The organism is Streptomyces sp. JNUCC 63 (assembly GCF_054366325.1).
The window spans coordinates 3096671-3112972 of the sequence record NZ_CM135963.1; the positions used below are offsets into that span (position 1 = coordinate 3096671).

Here is a 16302-nt window from a genome sequence, read left to right on the forward strand (position 1 = left end):
CGCACTGAACTTCACACAAGTCACACAAGTTGGTTAGCGTGCCGTCCGGCCGCACGACCCCCCACCGGCGAACGTCGCCGGGCGATGCGGCCTCCGCCGAGCCGCGAGCCGGCCCCGCGGGCGGACGATGGAAGGAGTCGCCCCCCTTGGCGTCGCACCGCAAGGCGCATCCTGCGGCCACGCGCGTAATGGGCACGCGCACCCCCGCACTGGCCACGGCCGCCCTGACCTCGGTGGCCCTGGTCTCCCAGACCTCGGGGGCCGCCCCCTCGGACGACGGCGGCAGGCCGAGTCTCGAAGAGGTCGAGAAGAAGCTCGACTACCTGTACCGCCGCACCGATCCGGCGACCGTGCAGGAGACCACCCAGGAGAAGGGGGCACGGCAGCGCGGGCGGGTCGCGGCACTGTTCGACGACGTCGCCAAGCGCACCGACGTGCTCAGTAAGGCACGTCAGAAGCTGGGTTCGTTCGCGGCGGCCCCGTACCGCACCGGTGACACCGCCTCCGAGACCGCCGACCTGCTGCTCGCGGAGACCCCGCAGGGCTACTTCGACCAGGCCCAGGTGATGAGCCGGCTGAACGCGCGCCACAAGGGCCTGGCCGACGGCCGGGCCGCGCAGCCGGCCGCGCCTCCGCGGCCGCGGGAGGCGCCCCGGACCCCCGAGCCACCGGCGGAGCCGCAGTACGACATCGCGGCGGCCAAGACCGCCATGCAGAAGAAACTGGCCCACGCGCGCGTACTGCTGTCGGCGCCGACCGCGCGGGAAGCCGCCCCGGAGCCCGCGGCATCGTCCGGCCCGGAGCTCTCCGGGTCTGCGTCGTTCGGGCCTGCGCCGTCCGAGTCCGCGCCGTCCGGGCCTGCGGTGTCCGGCCCTGCGCCGGACACCGCGTACGCGACCAAGGCCGAGAAGGCGCTCGCCTTCGCCCGCGCGCAGATCGGCAAGCCGTACGTCTGGGGTGCGGCGGGCCCCGGGTCGTACGACTGCTCCGGCCTCACCCAGGCCGCGTGGAAGGCCGCCGGCGTCATCCTGCCCCGCGCCACCCACGACCAGGCCCACGCGGGGACCACGGTTCCGCTCACCGAGGCGCGGCCGGGCGACCTCGTCTTCCTCGCCTCTCCCTCCGGCGACACCGGCCACGTCGGCGTCTACGCCGGCGGCGGCGTGATGGTCCACGCCCCGGGACCCGGCGCCTACGTCCGCGAGGAGTCGATCCACCACGACGGCGAGTCGTCCGTCCACCGCGTGGTGCGCCCCGTCTGAAAGGGATGCCCTTTCGCGTGCATCCGCGCGCGTGCCCCGCCCGCGCGGCGCGCGGAGGTACTTAGCATCGGGCCATGCCCGGCACCTCACCCTTCCGCGTCTGGTTGGCGCAGCGTCCGCCGGCGGCCGGGGCCGCCGTGATGGCCACCGGCATCGTCTCGATCGGGCTGGACCTGACGGGCCACGAGCTGCTGTCCCCGGTGGTCCTCGCGGTGGGCTGCGTCGCCTGGCTGGCGCTGGCAGCGGACTTCGTCGTACGGCTGCTGGGCGACCGGTCGCGGTGGATGGCCGAGGCGGGGACGCCCGGCGCGCTCACCGCCGTCGCCGCGACGACCGTGCTCGGCACCCGTTTCTCGGCGCTGGGGTGGCAGCCCCTCGCCGAGGCGCTGCTCGCGCTGGCCGTCGTGCTGTGGCCGGGGCTCATCGTGCTGGTCGTCCGCAACTCCCGGCGGCCCATGCCCGGGGCGGTGTTCCTGAGCTGCGTGGCCACGGAGGGCCTGGCCGTGCTCGGCGCCACACTGGCCAAGGCGGAGGCCACGGCATGGCCGGCGCACACGGCACTGGTGTTCTTCTGGCTCGGGCTCGCGCTCTACGTCTTCGCGCTGGGCTGTTTCGACCTGCGGCAGGTGCTCGAGGGGCACGGGGACCACTGGGTCGCGGGCGGGGCGCTGGCGATCTCGGCGCTCGCCGGCGCGAAGCTGATCGCCGTCGGCAGCGGTGGCCCGTACCTGTGGAACACCGACGACAGCGGTGTGCTGCGGACGGTGACCCTCGCGCTGTTCGTACTCGATCTGTGCTGGTACGCCGTGCTGGTCCTCGCCGAGCTGGTCCGGCCCCGGCCGCGCTACGACGTACGCCGCTGGGCGACCGTGTTCCCCCTGGGCATGACGGCCGTGGCGGCCCTGTCCATCGCCACCGCCATGGACATCCCGTGGCTGCGGGGGCTCGGGGAGGTGCTGCTGTGGGTCGCGGTGGCGGCGTGGCTGGCGGTCGCCGCCGGGGCGGCGGTGGACGCGCGCGCGGAACTCAGGGCACTGCGCTGAGCGTCACGTCCACAGCACGGCGATGAAGATGTTCGCCGTGGTCAGCAGGCCCACCAGGCCGAACATGCCCTTGTCCACCTTCTCCTCGTCCCGCTTGACGTAGACCAGGGCGAGAATCACGATCAGCAGCGCCAGCTTCACGCCGATCTTGATGTTGTTCACGTGGTGGTCGCCGGCCTCGTTGAGCCCGACCAGGACGACGCCGGTGACCAGCATGGTCAGCGCGCCGTGCAGCATGGCGGGCACGAACCGGGCCGTGCCCTGGCCCATCGCCTTCATCTGGGTGAGGAAACCGCCGAGCAGCGCGGCGATGCCGACGATGTGCAGACCGACGAAGAGATGGATGAGTACGTCCATGAGGCCGGAGCCTAACCAGCGGCCCGTACGCCCCGGACACCGGCCCGTCCCTGTAGCACCTCGCGCGGCCCGCCTGCCCCCGAAACCCCACATCGGTCATCGCGCTGCGTGAAGGCGGCGTGCTTGTGGCCGGGCCCCGGTCGCATACGGTCACCCGGCGCCTCCCTCACACCACTTCCGTACATGACGTCACCGGGTCGTCACGGAGCGGTTTAGCGTCCTCCCCCAGGTGACCGGCTTCCCACCGCCGCCCGGACCGGGGACGGCAGCCGGACACCACCTCCGAGAAGGTCCGGCGGCGGCCCGCTCCCCCTGTGTGGGCCGTCGCCGGACGCGCACCCGCCCCCGCGGGGCCGGACGAAGGGACGTGACGCTCCACGTGGCAGCGCACCGCAGACCCAGTCGGCATTCGCTCGGCGGCAGCACGGTCCGGACGGCCGCCACGATCGCCCTCGCGGGCGCCGCGACGGCGGCCGGCTTCGACGGCACCGGGCAGGCCGCGCCGCAGCTCACGCCGGAGCAGGTCAAGGCCAAGGTGGACAAGCTGTACCAGGAGGCGGAGACCGCCACCGAGAAGTACGACGCCGCCCAGGAGAAGGCGGACGCGGCCGAGAAGCGGCTGAGGACGCTGGGCGACGAGGCCGCCCGCAGGCAGGCGAAGCTCAACTCCGCGCGGGACGCGCTGGGTTCGATCGCCGCGGCGCAGTACCGGGACGGCGGGATCGATCCCGTGGTGCGGCTGATGCTGTCCGACGACCCGCGGCACTACCTGGAGGGAGCCGCGTTCGCCGAGCGGGCGGGCGCCCGGCAGACGGCCGCCGTGGCCGACGTACGCAGGCAGCTGAGGGAGATCGACCAGCTGCGCGGGGACGCGCACGTGGAGCTGACCTCGTTCAGGTCACGGCAGGCGGAACTGCGCCGGCAGAAGAAGACGGTCACCGCCAAACTGGACGAGGCCCGGCGGCTGCTGTCCCGCCTGTCACCGCGACAGCGCGCGGCGATCGGCGAGAACGGGAACACGGGACACACCACCCGCGCCGACGCCCGGGCCGCACTCGGCACCACCGGCTCCCGGGCGGCGGCGGCCGTCGCCTACGCCTACGACAAGCTCGGCAGCCCCTATGTGTGGGGCGCGACCGGGCCCGACGCCTTCGACTGCTCGGGCCTGGTCCAGGCGGCCTACCGCTCCGCCGGCATCTCACTCCCCCGCACCACCTACGCCCAGATCAACGCGGGCCGCCGCGTCCCACGCTCCGAACTGCGCCCCGGCGACCTGGTGTTCTTCTACTCCGGAATCAGCCACGTCGGTCTCTACGTGGGCAACGGCCAAATGATCCACGCCCCGAACCCCTCGGCCCCGGTCCGCCTGGCTCCCATCGACGAGATGCCGTTCGCGGGGGCGACGCGGTTGGTGTGAGCAGCGGGTGGCCTGCTCACACCAACCGGCGTGCCGTCGCCCAGCGGGTCAGCTCGTCACGCGCGGCCAGGGCCGCGCGGACCTGGGCAACGGCGTCCTGGCGGAGTGCGGCGGGAGCGGTGATCGAAGGGATGTCCTGCCGGGCGGACGGAGTGTCCGCAGCGGTACGGCAGCCCCGGCACAAGCCCCCGACGAAGGCGGCGGAACGCCCCGGCACACCGCACTCCGCGCACTCCGGCATGAGACGGCCGGGGCGAGGCGCGGGGATATCGGGGTGCGGTGCGGACTCGGGCGTGGGCGTCGATACGGGCACGGGCGGCGGGGGCAGCTTGTCCCGCAGCCGCCGGGCCACGAACCCGTGCGGGGCGTGGACGACTTCGGGCAGGCCGGAGGTCAGGGCCCGCATGACGGAGACGGAGGTCGCGTCCCGCTCCAGCCAGGGGACGACCAGGTCGGCGAGGGCGTTGCAGTCGGCGTCGGACAGGGCGAGACGGGGCTCGACGCGGCCGAGCCGGGCGAGAACGTGGTAGGCGGTGGCGCGGTGCGTGTCCGTGGAGGCGGGCACCGGTTCGGGTGCGGGTGTGGGGACGGTCGTCCGGTCAGCGGATGCCGATGGCGCGGCCGGGCGGTGGGTAGAACTCGGGCTCGGGCTCGGAACGACTTCATAAGCGCACGCGGCGGCAGTGGCAGCTTCATCGCCATCCGGGAAACAGGCCCACCAGGCGTCGTCGCGTGGGGCGCTGGACCAGAACGTACGGAACACCCAACGGGTCCCGCCGTCGCTGGTGGCGGCGAGGCCACGGGCGCGGTGCAGAACCACCTGGCGGGACACGATCGCTCCAACTCCACGAGCCGGCAACGCGGCTTGGCGTTCTCCTCCCGCAGTTCACCGATCACGCGGGTCTGCACAGCGAACAGCGAGGCAAGACCCTCGCACGACGGTCGCTGCGACACAACCCACAACCTACGGGCCGTCAGAATGGCAGGATCGGCAGGCCACGACCACCGGACACCGGCCTGTCTCAAATTTTCCTCAGATTCATTGCGCAGGTCGCCCCGAGCAAACAAGATCTACAACCAGGAGCCGCCTGTTGTACCTCCATTGACCACGGAGGGGTGAAGACGGGCGTCATCAAACGGCGGAGAAGCCGGCGGGGACAAAGAACTCTCCTGCATTTCCGGGCTGCTCTACCGTGCCCATCTTTGCGCGAACTGACACGCACTGACGTTCAGGAGCCGCAGGTAAAGATTGGGCCGAAAAAGGGGAGAAAAATTATGAGAATGAGTGGACGTCAGGCCGTCGCACGCGCTGCCGTGATCGGGGCACTGAGCTCCGCGTTGATGGCCGTCGGCGCGCTGCCCGCCGCTGCGTACAGCCACAGCGGGTCGGGCACCCGCGGTGTGAGCATCGGCACCCTAAAGGTCTCCTTCACCGACACTTGGCGAGGTGCGGGCCAGGCGACTTGGACTCTCGACTCATCCAAGGCATCCGCCTCCTGGTCCACGAAGGCAGCCGGGCCGGTGGCGAGCTACAGCATCAAGCTCAGTGACGGAATCTGCTTCAACAAGTACGGCATCGGTGGCGTGAATGTCACTGGCGGTGGCCTGTCACCCGGTAGCATAGGCGGTGAATCGGATTGCGGCACCGGCGTTTACCAGGGCAGCAAGAACTCCCCCGTGACCGCTAACCACGGAAAGGTCGTCGGTCGGGGCAACGTATACGGTCGCTGGATCTGGGTTTCTCACACCGCAACGGCCAGCATGAAGTACGGCAATACTTACTACGACGTGAATGCCTACAAGCGATCCAGCCCTGTAGGCGGGTCCGTCTGATTTCATGGTTTCATCCCGCTATGCGCCTGGGTGAGACTGCTCCAGGTAGTTGCTGTACGAGGGGAAAGGCAGCGAGTTCCCTCGGCTCAGTGCCATCCCGATAGGTCGAAGCGCGCTTCCTCTGGTAGCGCGCTTCGACCACGAACCGCATGACTCGCTGCCAGGTCTGTGAACGTGCGCCGCGCCACCCGATCGCGTCCCGCCAGGTGGTGTAGCCGATCAAGTACTCGGAATGCGCAGGTCACCGCCGCATCGACGCGGTTCAGGGGCCGCCAGATGGCGCTGTCGGCAGGACAACCGCGCGCGATGCGGGAGCCGCCTCCCATGGGGCGGCCGACGTGCGGCTTACCGGAACGCGTCGAGCAGGGTCGCTTACACCACGAAGCGGGGCACGATCCGCCACCCTTCGCTCACCGGGAGCCGAAGAATCCAAGCGGGCTCCGCCGCCGACCCCAAAGCCATGGAAGTCAGCCCAACTCGACGCAACGACCTGTCCATGTCTCGGGCGGACCACAGCGCGAAGTAGCCGTCAACAAAGCTGACACCCCATCACAACGGAGGCTGACCTTTGCGGTTTCAGACTGTAGGCACTCGGGTGTGGTCCTTCGCTTCCCCGCACCGTCTTCGCGTAATTGCTCTCATCGTCGGGTTGACGGGGCTCGTCGGCTGCCAGGGAAGCCCACAGGGGACGCACGGCATTCACATCAGACCTCATGTACAGGGACCGACGGCAGTGGAGGAGCGGCTGGCTGCGACTCTCGCCGCCAGCCTCTCGACGGTCCAGCTCACGGGCGTGGATCCTGCTCGGACCGCAGCCTCCGTAGCTGTGCTCCGGAACACCGGCCACCCGGTAAGGGAGGCCGATGCTGCACAGCTTGCCGACTGGTGGTCGCAACACATTGCCGCCGAGCCCGGGAACGAGCCCGCACTGCAGCTTCAGCAGCTGCGCATCGGGCTCCAGGCGTTCCCCGATCATCTCAAGCCGTCTCGCGTCCATCGTGCCGTGACCAATGTGACCAGCGAACTCCTCCGTGGCGCACCACCACTCCCGGACGTGGCGAGTGTGGCCGCGCTCAGTGAACAGCTGAACCGATTCGGTACGCCCACCGGCCAGTGGCAACAGGTCGGAAATCAGGCCAGACAGGCCGTAACGAGTCACCTGACATCGCGTCCACGAGCATGCCAGACCGCCGCACCCGACGACGTGTTGCCGAATTATGTCGCCGTGCGCGAACTGACCGCCTTAGGCTACAGATGCGCCGCTCTCCCCGAGCTTGAGCGGGCTGCCCGTACAAAAATTCGCGGACTCGCGAACAGCAGTGACAGCTGGTCTGCCCCGGAAGCGATCTTGCTGGCGCAGGTGGCCGACGCGGGCCAGGGAGACGAGCGGCAGGACGCCAAGGACATCAAGGCAGTGAAGGAGCGGGCCCAGGGAGTGTTGATGGACCTGCTCGCGAGTGACGGGTCCTACTACCGGGGCATGCCGGCACCACTCACCGAGCTCTCTTTGGCGTCCGCGACTCTGTCAGGTTGGTCCGGCCAACCGTCCGGCGCCCGCCTCTCGCCCTCGACGGCACAGGCCATGGCCGACATTGCACTGCTGCGGGGCCGCATCCCGGATCAACCAGAGGAGAACTCCGCGATCGACGGCTACCTCGCGGCTGTCGCTTCGTCCCAGTTGACCGGGACGCCTGTCGGCCTCGGCGCCCGTCCGCGGAAACCGGCGACGAACAGCTCGGCACGTGATCATGTGCACTTCTATCTGGACGCGTCACTCCGCACTGGGGAACCTCTGAGTTCCGAGGATGTGCGCCGTAATGTGGGGGCTTTCCTGACGGGGGTGAAGAATCCGCTCGACCGGCTCACTGTCACGGCCGCCGCGACATTCGCCCTCCTACGGACGGATCAGTCCTGCGCGGTCGTCGACCAAGAGACACCCCAGCTCCAGATGGCACTGACACAGGTCGTTGAACAGTTCGCTTCCGACAGCGACGCGGTGAGGACGTGGCTCACCCTACTGTGGAGTTCCACGACGGAATGCGGCACCTTCCAGCAGCAGACCGCTTCCATTGCAGCGGACTTCCTGAAGCTGTTGTCGGTGACTCCGAAGGCAGCTAGCCCGACGGCACAGGCCGTGGCCGCGTGGGGAGCCCTTGAGCTGACGTGCGCGAAGAATGGTTCCGTAAGTCCGGTGGATCCGGTCACCCTTACGGCATTCGCCGAGGACAGTGATCCCGGTGACGGGCTGGGCCTGGGCGTCTATGCTGCACTACGTACAGAAGAAATGGCAGTCGCACCATGCTCAAGAAGCCTGAGGGACAAGCTCAATGGGGTGGGCGAATGACTGTGTATGACGAAAGGAACAGAGCAGTGACACCTCGGACCTGGGAACGGTTCCTCGGAGGACTATTCTTGTTCGGTTCATTTCTGACGATCATCTACGGATTCGGCACGTCTCAGTCGGACGGATCGTCCGGAACAGCGCTGATTGCCATCGCACTGTGCGTCCTCGGCGTCCTCCTAATTCGTGGAACCCGCTTCTCTAAGCGCTGATCTCGATTCACCAGCGCGGTTCAGTCGCTGATCTATTCGGCAGTTCACCCACAATAACGTCCACCGTATCCAATCCTGTTGGAAAACTTGCGAGAGATGTCCTCATCCTTCAAGTTACAGGCCCTCTGCTCACTCTCCGAGAAGCCCGTTTACTTGAATCGCGGGACCGTAAGTCTGAGCGAACTCTGGCTGATGCTTCAGCCAGGGCTCGCCGCGCTGTTCGCACACTCCGACGAAGGTGCTGGTGTAGTTCTGGTAGTGCAGCAGACGCCCGAGCTCGAAGCACGGGTGAGAGTGGGCGACGTGCAGATTCTCCCGCCTGGCCTTGGCGAACGCCGTGGGAATGTCCTCATGCTGGTCCCGGTCGAACAGACACCACACCTGCGGCCAGTTCCAGTCATCCGGCTCGATCCCGGCCTTCTTGGCGGCGCGACGGACCTCGTGCCGCTTGGTGATCGAACCCGTAGGGTCCAGCGCACTCCGTCGTCGAGGACGAAGTCCGCCTCGTAAAAGGTGCTCTCTGCCGCCGACTCGGAGTCGAGGGCGAAGGGCTCGCGTTCCGGGACACCGGTGTAGGAAGTCCACAACCCGTAGGAGCCGAGGACCGCGCTCCTCATCTTCTTCAACGCGGTGATGACGTTGGACTTCCCCGAGACAGCAGCATGCAGCCCTCCTCCCGTCGGGCACAGCGTAACGGTGTGATCGTAAGCATGCCTACCGGACGATCACACCAGCCGGCGTGCCGTCGCCCAGCGGGTCAGCTCGTGGCGGTTGGACAGCTGGAGCTTTCTCAGGACCGCCGAGACGTGGGACTCCACCGTCTTCACGGAGATGAAGAGCTGCTTGGCGATCTCCTTGTAGGCGTAACCGCGGGCGATGAGACGCAGGACCTCGCGTTCACGCTGGGTGAGACGGTCGAGGTCCTCGTCGACCGGCGGGGCGTCGGTCGAGGCGAAGGCGTCGAGGACGAAGCCGGCCAGACGCGGGGAGAAGACGGCGTCGCCCTCCTGGACCCGGAAGATCGAGTCGATGAGGTCCGCGCCCGTGATCGTCTTGGTCACATAGCCGCGCGCTCCGCCACGGATCACGCCGATCACGTCCTCCGCCGCGTCCGACACGGACAGCGCGAGGAAGCGCACGGGCCGCTCGGTGTCGGCCGACAGCGCCGCGCAGCGCCGCAGCACCTCCACCCCGCCGCCGCCGGGCAGGTGGACATCGAGCAGGACCACCTCGGGGCGGGTCGCGGTGATGACCGTGACCGCCTGGTCGACGTCCGCGGCCTCTCCGACGACCTCCACACCGGTCTGCTCGGTCCGGCCGATCTCGGCCTGGACCCCGGTGCGGAACATGCGGTGGTCGTCGACGAGGACCACGCGCGCGTGCCGCCCGCCCGCCCCCGTCGTCTCCGCTCCGGCCGTACCGTTCGCCTCGGTCGGGTCGCTCGTCATGTGTTCTCCGCCCTCTCCATCTCCAGCTCGACCTCCGTGCCGCCGTCCGGCACGTTCCGCAGCCGGGCCGTCCCCCCGTTGCGCTCCATACGGCCGATGATCGATTCTCTGACACCCATCCGGTCCGCGGGTATCGCGTCGAGGTCGAAGCCGGGTCCGCGGTCCCGGACGGACACGAAGACCGTCCTGCCCTCGACCTCGGCGTAGACCTGGACGGCGCCGCCCTCGCCACCGTACTTGGCGGCGTTCACCATGGCTTCCCTCGCGGCCTGCATCTGGGCACCGATCCGGTCGTCGAGCGGGCAGTCACCGACCACTACCACCTCTATGGGGACGCCGTGCTTGTCCTCGACCTCGGCGGCGTTGCGCTTGACCGCTTCGGCGAGGGTGTCCGGTTCGTCGGCCTCGTCCTTACCGTTGCCCTCCGGCTTGTAGAGCCAGGCGCGCAGGTCGCGCTCCTGGGCCCGGGCGAGGCGGCGGACCTCGCCCGCGTTGTCCGCGTTGCGCTGGATCAGGGTGAGGGTGTGCAGCACCGAGTCGTGGACATGGGCGGCGACCTCGGCGCGCTCCTGGGCGCGGATGCGCATCAACCGCTCCTCCGAGAGATCCTGGGTCATGCGCACGAGGTACGGCCCGGCGAGCAGGGTTATGCCGACGAGGACCGCGAGGGCCGCCTGGAGGACCGAGCCGAGGTGGGCGGCGGACCCCTGCAGCACGAAGATGGCGGAGACACCGGCCGTGACCAGCAGGACACCCGCACCGGCGCGCAGCAGCGTGAGCGTGCGGCGACGGCGCCCCACCTCCACCCAGCGGGCCCGGCGGGCGTTGTCCGCCTGGCGCCAGACCAGGGCGACGCCCGCGGCGACGAGGACGGCCGGCAGCAGGTACGCCTTGGCGCCGTTGCCCAGATTGACGCTGCCGACGAAGGCCATCGCGACGACGACCATGAGGAGCAGGGCGACGATCTGGCCCTTGTCCGGCTTGCGGGCCACGATTCTGCGGTGGCCGTCCGGCGAGGTCTCCGTGGCGACGAGGGACGGCGGCTTCTGGCCGCCGACGCCGCCCACGCCCAGGGGCACGAAGAACCAGAAGGCCGCGTAGAGCAGGGCGCCGAGTCCGTCGGCCATGAACAGGCCGACGAAGACGAGCCGCACCCAGACCACGGGCAGCCCGAGGTGCCCGGCGAGGCCCCGCGCCACTCCGCCCAGCCAGCGGCCGTCGCTGCTGCGGTAGAGCTTGCGCGGCGGCCGCGGGTCGTCGAGAGGCACTGCTGCGGCTTCCGGCATGCCACTGATGGTCACACGGCCGGCGGGACCGGGGCATCAGGGTCCGCCCCCGAGACACCCCTGATCTTCGACGACGCCCCGCGGTCGCGGCCCGGCGGGCCGGTCGAACGCATCCCCGGCCGCGGCTCAGGGGCGAATCAGGGTTCGGCCAGGGTCGCCCCGGCTGCCGCGGCGGCGGCGCGCCCGTCACCATGGACGCATGACGAATCACCAGCATGCCGCGACGGGCTCGGACCCCGGCTCCGGCCCCCGCCCGGCCCCGGGCGCCGGGCCGCGAGACGCCGTGCCCGGCGCGAGTGCGGGTGAGGAGCCGCGTGCGCACGAGCGGATGAGCGCGCGACAAGCGGACGAACGGCCGGGCACGGCCGGCGAGGCCCACCCGACCGGGGAGGAAGACGTGACGGGCACCACGGGGGCGGCAAAACAGCCGGGCACACCCACCGAGCCGCGGCCGGACCCGGACGCCCGGGCCGGGGCGGAGCCGGGAGCCGAGGCCGGCCCGGAGGGCGCCGAGGGTGCCGCGAGGTTTCGGCGGGAGCGGCGGCACCGGATGATCGCGGGGGTGTGTGCCGGGCTGGGCCGACAGTGCGACATGGACCCGGTGATCTTCCGGATCACACTGTCCGTGCTCGCCGCCACCGGCGGGATCGGCCTCCTCTTCTACGGCTTCGCCTGGCTCTTCGTGCCGTACGAGGACGAGGATGAGAACGAGGTGCGCAAGCTCCTCACCGGCCGGGTGGACGGCCAGGCACTGGCGGCCGTGATATTCGCGCTGGTCGGCTGCGGGATGTTCCTGTCGATGCTGAGCAACGCCAGTGTGCTGACCTTCGGCGTCGTACTGTCCCTGCTCCTCGCGGGGGCCGGTTACTGGTCGCAGCACCGCGGCGCCCCCGACCCCGACCCGCTGGCCGCCCAGGCCGTCGCCGACGCCCCGCCGGAGGCGCAGGCGCCGCCGGTGCCCGCCGCCCACCCCTCCTGGTGGCGCTACCCGATCGTCAAGGACGGCACCCACGTCGGCGGCACGGGCTATCTGTGGGGCCCCCGGGACTCGCGGGACCGGGACGTCGCCGCGGCCGTCAACGTCAGCCTCGGCCTCCGCGAGAGCGAGGACATACGCCCGGCGTACGCCAAGCCGCTCCGCCCGCGCGGCCCCCGCGGGATCGGCGGCTGGGTCTTCCTGCTGGCTCTGCTCGCCGGCGGCCTCGGCACCGGACTGACCTGGCACGACCACGCGCTGGGCACCAGCCTGCAGGCCGGCCTGGCCTGCGCGCTCGCCGTATTCGGCCTGGGCATCGCGGTGAGCGCCTTCCTGGGACGGACGGGCGCCGGTTCGGTACTGCTGGCACTGGTCACCGCGGCCCTGCTCGCCGTCTCCGCGGCGCTTCCGAAGGACATCAGTACGCACTGGGCCCACCGGACGTGGCGGCCCGCCGTGACGGCGGACGTCCAGGGCAAGTACAACCTCGGCACCGGGGAGGGCACTCTCGACCTGACCCGGATACGCCTCGACAAGGGAGAGACGGTGACAACGACGGCACAGGTGGGGGTCGGCCGGCTGAGGGTGATCGTGCCACCGGGCGTGACCGTGCGGGCGACCATCGACGTGGGGGTCGGCGACATCCAGCTGCCGGGAGAGAGCTCACAGGACGTGGACGTGGCTCCGGGCCGGCACCAGAAGGTGACGCTGCCACCCGCGGCCGGCGGCAAGAGCGGCGCCGGGACACTGGATCTCGAGCTCCAGGTCGGTCTGGGACAGGCGGAGGTGAGCCGTGCTGCGTCATGAGTTCCAGCCCGGGAGGCTGGTGGCCGGCGTCTTCCTCACCGGCGCGGGCGTGGTCTACGCCGGAGACGCGGGCGGCGCCTGGAAGATCCCGTGGTTCGTGGTGATACCCCTGGTCGTGGGCGGCCTGTGTCTGGCGGGCGCGGTGGGGGTCATGGCCAAGGCCATACGCAGGCGCCGGAGCTGTCGCACGACCGTCGGCGGGACCGGGACGGCGGAAGGGACCGGCTGAGCCACTCGGCCGGTTACCCGTACTCCCCCGCCCGTCGCCGTCGCCGCGCTCGCAACGCGGCGTCGAGGGAGAGCATCGGGGCACCGGCGAGGACGAGGGGCAGCCAGGCCATCAGGTAGGCGAGGTCGTTGCCGTAGTAGTAGGGAGTGCTGGCCCAGCTGACCGTGAGCCACAGGCTGAGGGAGATCAGCATGCCGCCGAGTGCGGCCAGACGGCTGAGGAGGCCGACGAGGGTGCCGAGGCCGACGGCCAGTTCGGCGAAGGCGATGCCGTAGCCGAAGCCGACCGGATTCTTCAGGGCCAGGTCTACCAGGGCGGGGATGGCGGAGGAGTCGCGGACCGCGCGCATCGTGTCGCCGATCGCCCCGGAGCCGGCGTCCTTCATGAAGCCGCTGTCGGTGAGCTTGTCGAGGCCGGCGTAGATGAAGGTGATGCCCAGGAAGATGCGGAGGGGAAGAAGGGCATGGCGGGCGGCGGTGTCGCGCCAGGTCCCGCGCCGGTCGACATACAGAGTATGCGTGTCCGTACGAACACCGTGAGTCATCGCTGTCAGCCGCCTCTCACCGCCGTGCCGCCTACGTAGTGTGCCCCTTACGAGACAATACGTATGTAAGACAGGATCCGCTCAACCCCACGGAGCCGTTTTTCCGGCTTCCGCGTGACTTCGGCCCGTCTGTCAGGAGGTGCCCGACCCGCCGGGAGGTGGAGGTGCCGTCATTCCGTGATGTCGATCGCGTACCGGTTCGTCTCCACGCCCGCCGCCGTCACCACCTGTACCTCGACCCGGCCCGGCTCCACCTCCGCCGGGACGGGCACGGTCAGTGCCGTGTCCGTCGGGTTGCTGAAACCGCCCGTGACCGGGACCAGGGGCACATGGACGTTGACCGCGCCGATGCGGACCACCATCCGCGCCAGCCGGTCGGCCCCCTGCGCCCCCGGCGGGACGAAGCCCGCGCCGCGGATCTCGATGTCGTCGCCGGTGCGGATCGGCGCGTCCAGGTCACCGGCCTCCCGGGCCCGGACCACCGACAGGACGACCGGCCGCCCGCCCTCGGCGTACTTGCCCGCCAGATAGGTCGCCGCCGACACCAGCACCACCACCGCAAGTCCCCACGGCAGGTCGGGCAGCTGGTCGGGGCGCCGGGCCAGCCGCACCGCCGCGAACACCAGGGCCACGGCGCTGATCACGACGTACTGGATGTCCGCGAACGTTCCCCGTCCCGCGTCGTCGGTCAGCAGGTCGGCCGCGCGCGGCCGGTCCGCCCGCACCTTCTGCAGCCGCTGCTCCTGCACCCGCAGCCCGACGACCCGTCGCACCAGGACGGCGATCCCGCACACCACGGCGAGCACGGTGACCACACCGGCGCCCCGGGCCAGCTCCAGCCCGGAGATCAGCGCGTCGCGCTCCGCGTGGTCCGAGGCGGCCGCCAGCCGACCCACCAGGACCAGCACCGCGTACGCCACGAACAGCACCCACCCGGCGGCGACCGCACGCGAGGTGGACAGCCGGTTGTCCTCGCCGATGACCGGGGCCAGCGCCCCGCCGCGCGCCCGGTGGAACCAGGAGGCGGCGATCAGCGCACCGCCCACCACGACCGCCGCGAGCAGCCCCGCCGTCCGCGCGGTGCTCCAGCCCGCGCCGACCGCCGTCAGCGCCTGCACCAGAAGCAGCAGCACGACCACCGCCCATACCCCGTACGCCGTCCAGCGCCACAGCCGGGCCAGCCAGGCCTGCCCCTCGGCCCGGCCGCGTTCGGCGACGAGTTCCGCCGACTGGGTCAACTCCTCCGACACCCACTGCCGGGAGGCCGACGCCGAGTGGGCCACGGCCGCCGGCAGGCCCTGGCCGGCGGCGAACTCGTCCCGCTTGAGAAGGAATTCGGCGACGGCCCGCCGGTGTCCCGCACGCGCCCCGTGCGGGCAGTCCCCACAAGTGCAGCCGCCCCCATGGGCAGCCGCCGCACCGTCTCTCGCTTCCTGCACCGCCACGCCCGACGCCCGCCTTCTCCGTCAGCCCGCAGCGAATCTGCGGACAACACCCCTACGCCGTCAGCGAATTGTGCCCTACGCCACCCCGCCCTCGGCCGTCAGGTCCGGTCCGGCCCGGTCAGCGCGGGTGAAGCCGGGGCCGCCACGTTGACCCGGCTGCGCGTATGCCCGTACGGCCGAGTCCGACCACCCCGGACGGTCTCAGCTCAGCAGGTCGGGTTCGGCGCGGCTGATGTCCTGCCACAGGGGCTGGTAGTTGATCCAGGCGACCAGGTCCCCGCCCAGCTGCTCCCGGGACGCCACCGCCGGGTCGTGGTCGATCAGGACCGGCCGGCCCGCCGCGCGGGCGGTCAGCTGCACCTGGCAGGAGCGTTCCATGGACAGGAACCACCAGGCCGCCGCGTCCACCGAGTCGCCGACCGTCAGCAGTCCGTGGTTGCGCAGCACCAGCGCCTTGCGGGAGCCCAGCGCGGCCGCGATGCGACGGCCCTCCTCCGCGTCGACGGTGACTCCGGTGTACGCGTCGTAGAGGGCGTGGTCCTCGTAGAAGGCGCAGCTCTCCTGGGTGATGGGGTCCAGCAGGTCACCGAGGGCCGCCAGGGCCCTGCCGTGCACCGAGTGACAGTGGGCGACGGCCACGACGTCCGGGCGGGCCGCGTGGACCTGGGCGTGCACGGTGAACGCGGCCTGGTTGACGTGGTAGCCGCCCTCGATCACCTGCCCCTCCTGGTTGGCGAGCACCAGGTCGCTCACCGTGACGTGCTTGAACGGCATCCCGAAGGGGTTGACCCAGAAGCAGTCGCTGAACTCGGGGTCGCGGGCGGTGATGTGGCCCGATACGCCGTCCTCGAAGCCGTACCGGCCGAAGAGCCGCAGCGCGCCCGCGAGCCGTTCCTTGCGGTGCCGGCGTTCGTCCTCCACCGACTCGTGCATCGGCGGCATCGCGAACCGCAGCTTCTCGGTGGGCAGGGGCGGGGGCGGAGTGGGGCCGTGCATGGGGGTCCTCCGGCGCGGGATCGGTGTACGGGGCGGAAGTTACCGGCGGTCGAGCCCGGAAACGAGCGCTGTTTCGTAAAGATGCCGCGCTCCGGCGGCCCGCGGC

General features: G+C 70.5%; 15 protein-coding genes. 7 read left to right on the top strand and 8 right to left on the bottom strand.

What is annotated here, in order from left to right; genetic code table 11:
* The first annotated feature begins 146 nt into the window (after positions 1 to 146).
* On the top strand, positions 147 to 1262 hold the full coding sequence (locus tag ACX25U_RS13980) for a C40 family peptidase (RefSeq protein WP_454392053.1): 1116 nt from the start codon (positions 147 to 149) through the stop codon (positions 1260 to 1262).
* Between the two features lie 74 nt (positions 1263 to 1336).
* Complete coding sequence (locus ACX25U_RS13985; protein ID WP_454392055.1) at positions 1337 to 2305, top strand: tellurite resistance/C4-dicarboxylate transporter family protein; 969 nt, start codon at positions 1337 to 1339, stop codon at positions 2303 to 2305.
* 3 nt (positions 2306 to 2308) lie between these two features.
* Here the strand turns inward: ACX25U_RS13985 and ACX25U_RS13990 are convergent, their stop codons facing one another.
* Complete coding sequence (locus tag ACX25U_RS13990; protein WP_454392057.1) at positions 2309 to 2662, bottom strand: hypothetical protein; 354 nt, start codon at positions 2660 to 2662, stop codon at positions 2309 to 2311.
* A gap of 379 nt (positions 2663 to 3041) precedes the next feature.
* On the opposite strand from ACX25U_RS13990, the gene ACX25U_RS13995 reads away from it, so the two are divergent.
* Positions 3042 to 4079, top strand: a complete 1038-nt coding sequence (locus ACX25U_RS13995; protein WP_454394267.1) for an NlpC/P60 family protein — start codon at positions 3042 to 3044, stop codon at positions 4077 to 4079.
* Between the two features lie 16 nt (positions 4080 to 4095).
* Here the strand turns inward: ACX25U_RS13995 and ACX25U_RS14000 are convergent, their stop codons facing one another.
* Positions 4096 to 4644: a hypothetical protein gene (locus ACX25U_RS14000; RefSeq protein ID WP_454392058.1), complete on the bottom strand. Its 549-nt coding sequence runs from the start codon at positions 4642 to 4644 to the stop codon at positions 4096 to 4098.
* 716 nt (positions 4645 to 5360) lie between these two features.
* On the opposite strand from ACX25U_RS14000, the gene ACX25U_RS14005 reads away from it, so the two are divergent.
* A complete protein-coding gene (locus ACX25U_RS14005; RefSeq protein WP_454392060.1) occupies positions 5361 to 5912 on the top strand; it encodes a hypothetical protein in 552 nt (183 codons plus the stop codon).
* Between the two features lie 733 nt (positions 5913 to 6645).
* A complete protein-coding gene (locus ACX25U_RS14010; protein ID WP_454392062.1) occupies positions 6646 to 8256 on the top strand; it encodes a hypothetical protein in 1611 nt (536 codons plus the stop codon).
* Positions 8257 to 8594: 338 nt separating this feature from the next.
* Here ACX25U_RS14010 and ACX25U_RS14015 read toward each other — a convergent pair whose 3' ends face one another.
* From ACX25U_RS14015 to ACX25U_RS14025, 3 genes are read right to left on the bottom strand one after another with little or no spacing between them, the layout of a single operon-like run.
* Positions 8595 to 9152, bottom strand: a complete 558-nt coding sequence (locus ACX25U_RS14015; protein WP_454392064.1) for an RloB family protein — start codon at positions 9150 to 9152, stop codon at positions 8595 to 8597.
* A gap of 38 nt (positions 9153 to 9190) precedes the next feature.
* A complete protein-coding gene (locus tag ACX25U_RS14020; protein WP_454392066.1) occupies positions 9191 to 9913 on the bottom strand; it encodes a LuxR C-terminal-related transcriptional regulator in 723 nt (240 codons plus the stop codon).
* Positions 9910 to 11199 carry an ATP-binding protein gene (locus ACX25U_RS14025; RefSeq protein WP_454392068.1) on the bottom strand — a complete coding sequence of 430 codons (1290 nt, stop codon included), beginning with the start codon at positions 11197 to 11199 and terminating at the stop codon, positions 9910 to 9912. Before ACX25U_RS14025 ends, ACX25U_RS14020 begins: the two co-directional genes overlap by 4 nt.
* A gap of 199 nt (positions 11200 to 11398) precedes the next feature.
* On the opposite strand from ACX25U_RS14025, the gene ACX25U_RS14030 reads away from it, so the two are divergent.
* Positions 11399 to 12982, top strand: a complete 1584-nt coding sequence (locus ACX25U_RS14030; RefSeq protein WP_454392070.1) for a PspC domain-containing protein — start codon at positions 11399 to 11401, stop codon at positions 12980 to 12982.
* Positions 12969 to 13211 (top strand): hypothetical protein, encoded by a 243-nt coding sequence (locus ACX25U_RS14035; protein ID WP_454392072.1) that lies wholly within the window; start codon positions 12969 to 12971, stop codon positions 13209 to 13211. Before ACX25U_RS14030 ends, ACX25U_RS14035 begins: the two co-directional genes overlap by 14 nt.
* A 13-nt stretch (positions 13212 to 13224) precedes the next feature.
* Here the strand turns inward: ACX25U_RS14035 and ACX25U_RS14040 are convergent, their stop codons facing one another.
* The 3 genes from ACX25U_RS14040 to ACX25U_RS14050 all read right to left on the bottom strand — a co-directional run bounded on the left by ACX25U_RS14040 (position 13225) and on the right by ACX25U_RS14050 (position 16196).
* Entirely contained in the window at positions 13225 to 13755 is a 531-nt protein-coding gene (locus tag ACX25U_RS14040; RefSeq protein ID WP_454392074.1) for a DoxX family protein, read from the bottom strand.
* A gap of 170 nt (positions 13756 to 13925) precedes the next feature.
* The gene (locus tag ACX25U_RS14045; protein ID WP_454392076.1) at positions 13926 to 15200 is read right to left on the bottom strand and encodes a hypothetical protein; all 1275 of its coding nucleotides are present in this window, start codon (positions 15198 to 15200) and stop codon (positions 13926 to 13928) included.
* Positions 15201 to 15401: 201 nt separating this feature from the next.
* Positions 15402 to 16196 (bottom strand): class II aldolase/adducin family protein, encoded by a 795-nt coding sequence (locus ACX25U_RS14050; protein ID WP_454392078.1) that lies wholly within the window; start codon positions 16194 to 16196, stop codon positions 15402 to 15404.
* Between the last annotated feature and the right edge of the window lie 106 nt (positions 16197 to 16302).

Coding starts and splice junctions, on each gene's coding strand:
- ACX25U_RS13985 (WP_454392055.1), top strand. CDS start 1,337: ATGCCCGGCACCTCACCCTTCCGCGTCTGGTTGGCGCAGCGTCCGCCG.
- ACX25U_RS13990 (WP_454392057.1), bottom strand. CDS start 2,662: ATGGACGTACTCATCCATCTCTTCGTCGGTCTGCACATCGTCGGCATC.
- ACX25U_RS14005 (WP_454392060.1), top strand. CDS start 5,361: ATGAGTGGACGTCAGGCCGTCGCACGCGCTGCCGTGATCGGGGCACTG.
- ACX25U_RS14020 (WP_454392066.1), bottom strand. CDS start 9,913: ATGACGAGCGACCCGACCGAGGCGAACGGTACGGCCGGAGCGGAGACG.
- ACX25U_RS14025 (WP_454392068.1), bottom strand. CDS start 11,199: ATGCCGGAAGCCGCAGCAGTGCCTCTCGACGACCCGCGGCCGCCGCGC.
- ACX25U_RS14030 (WP_454392070.1), top strand. CDS start 11,399: ATGACGAATCACCAGCATGCCGCGACGGGCTCGGACCCCGGCTCCGGC.
- ACX25U_RS14040 (WP_454392074.1), bottom strand. CDS start 13,755: ATGACTCACGGTGTTCGTACGGACACGCATACTCTGTATGTCGACCGG.
- ACX25U_RS14050 (WP_454392078.1), bottom strand. CDS start 16,196: ATGCACGGCCCCACTCCGCCCCCGCCCCTGCCCACCGAGAAGCTGCGG.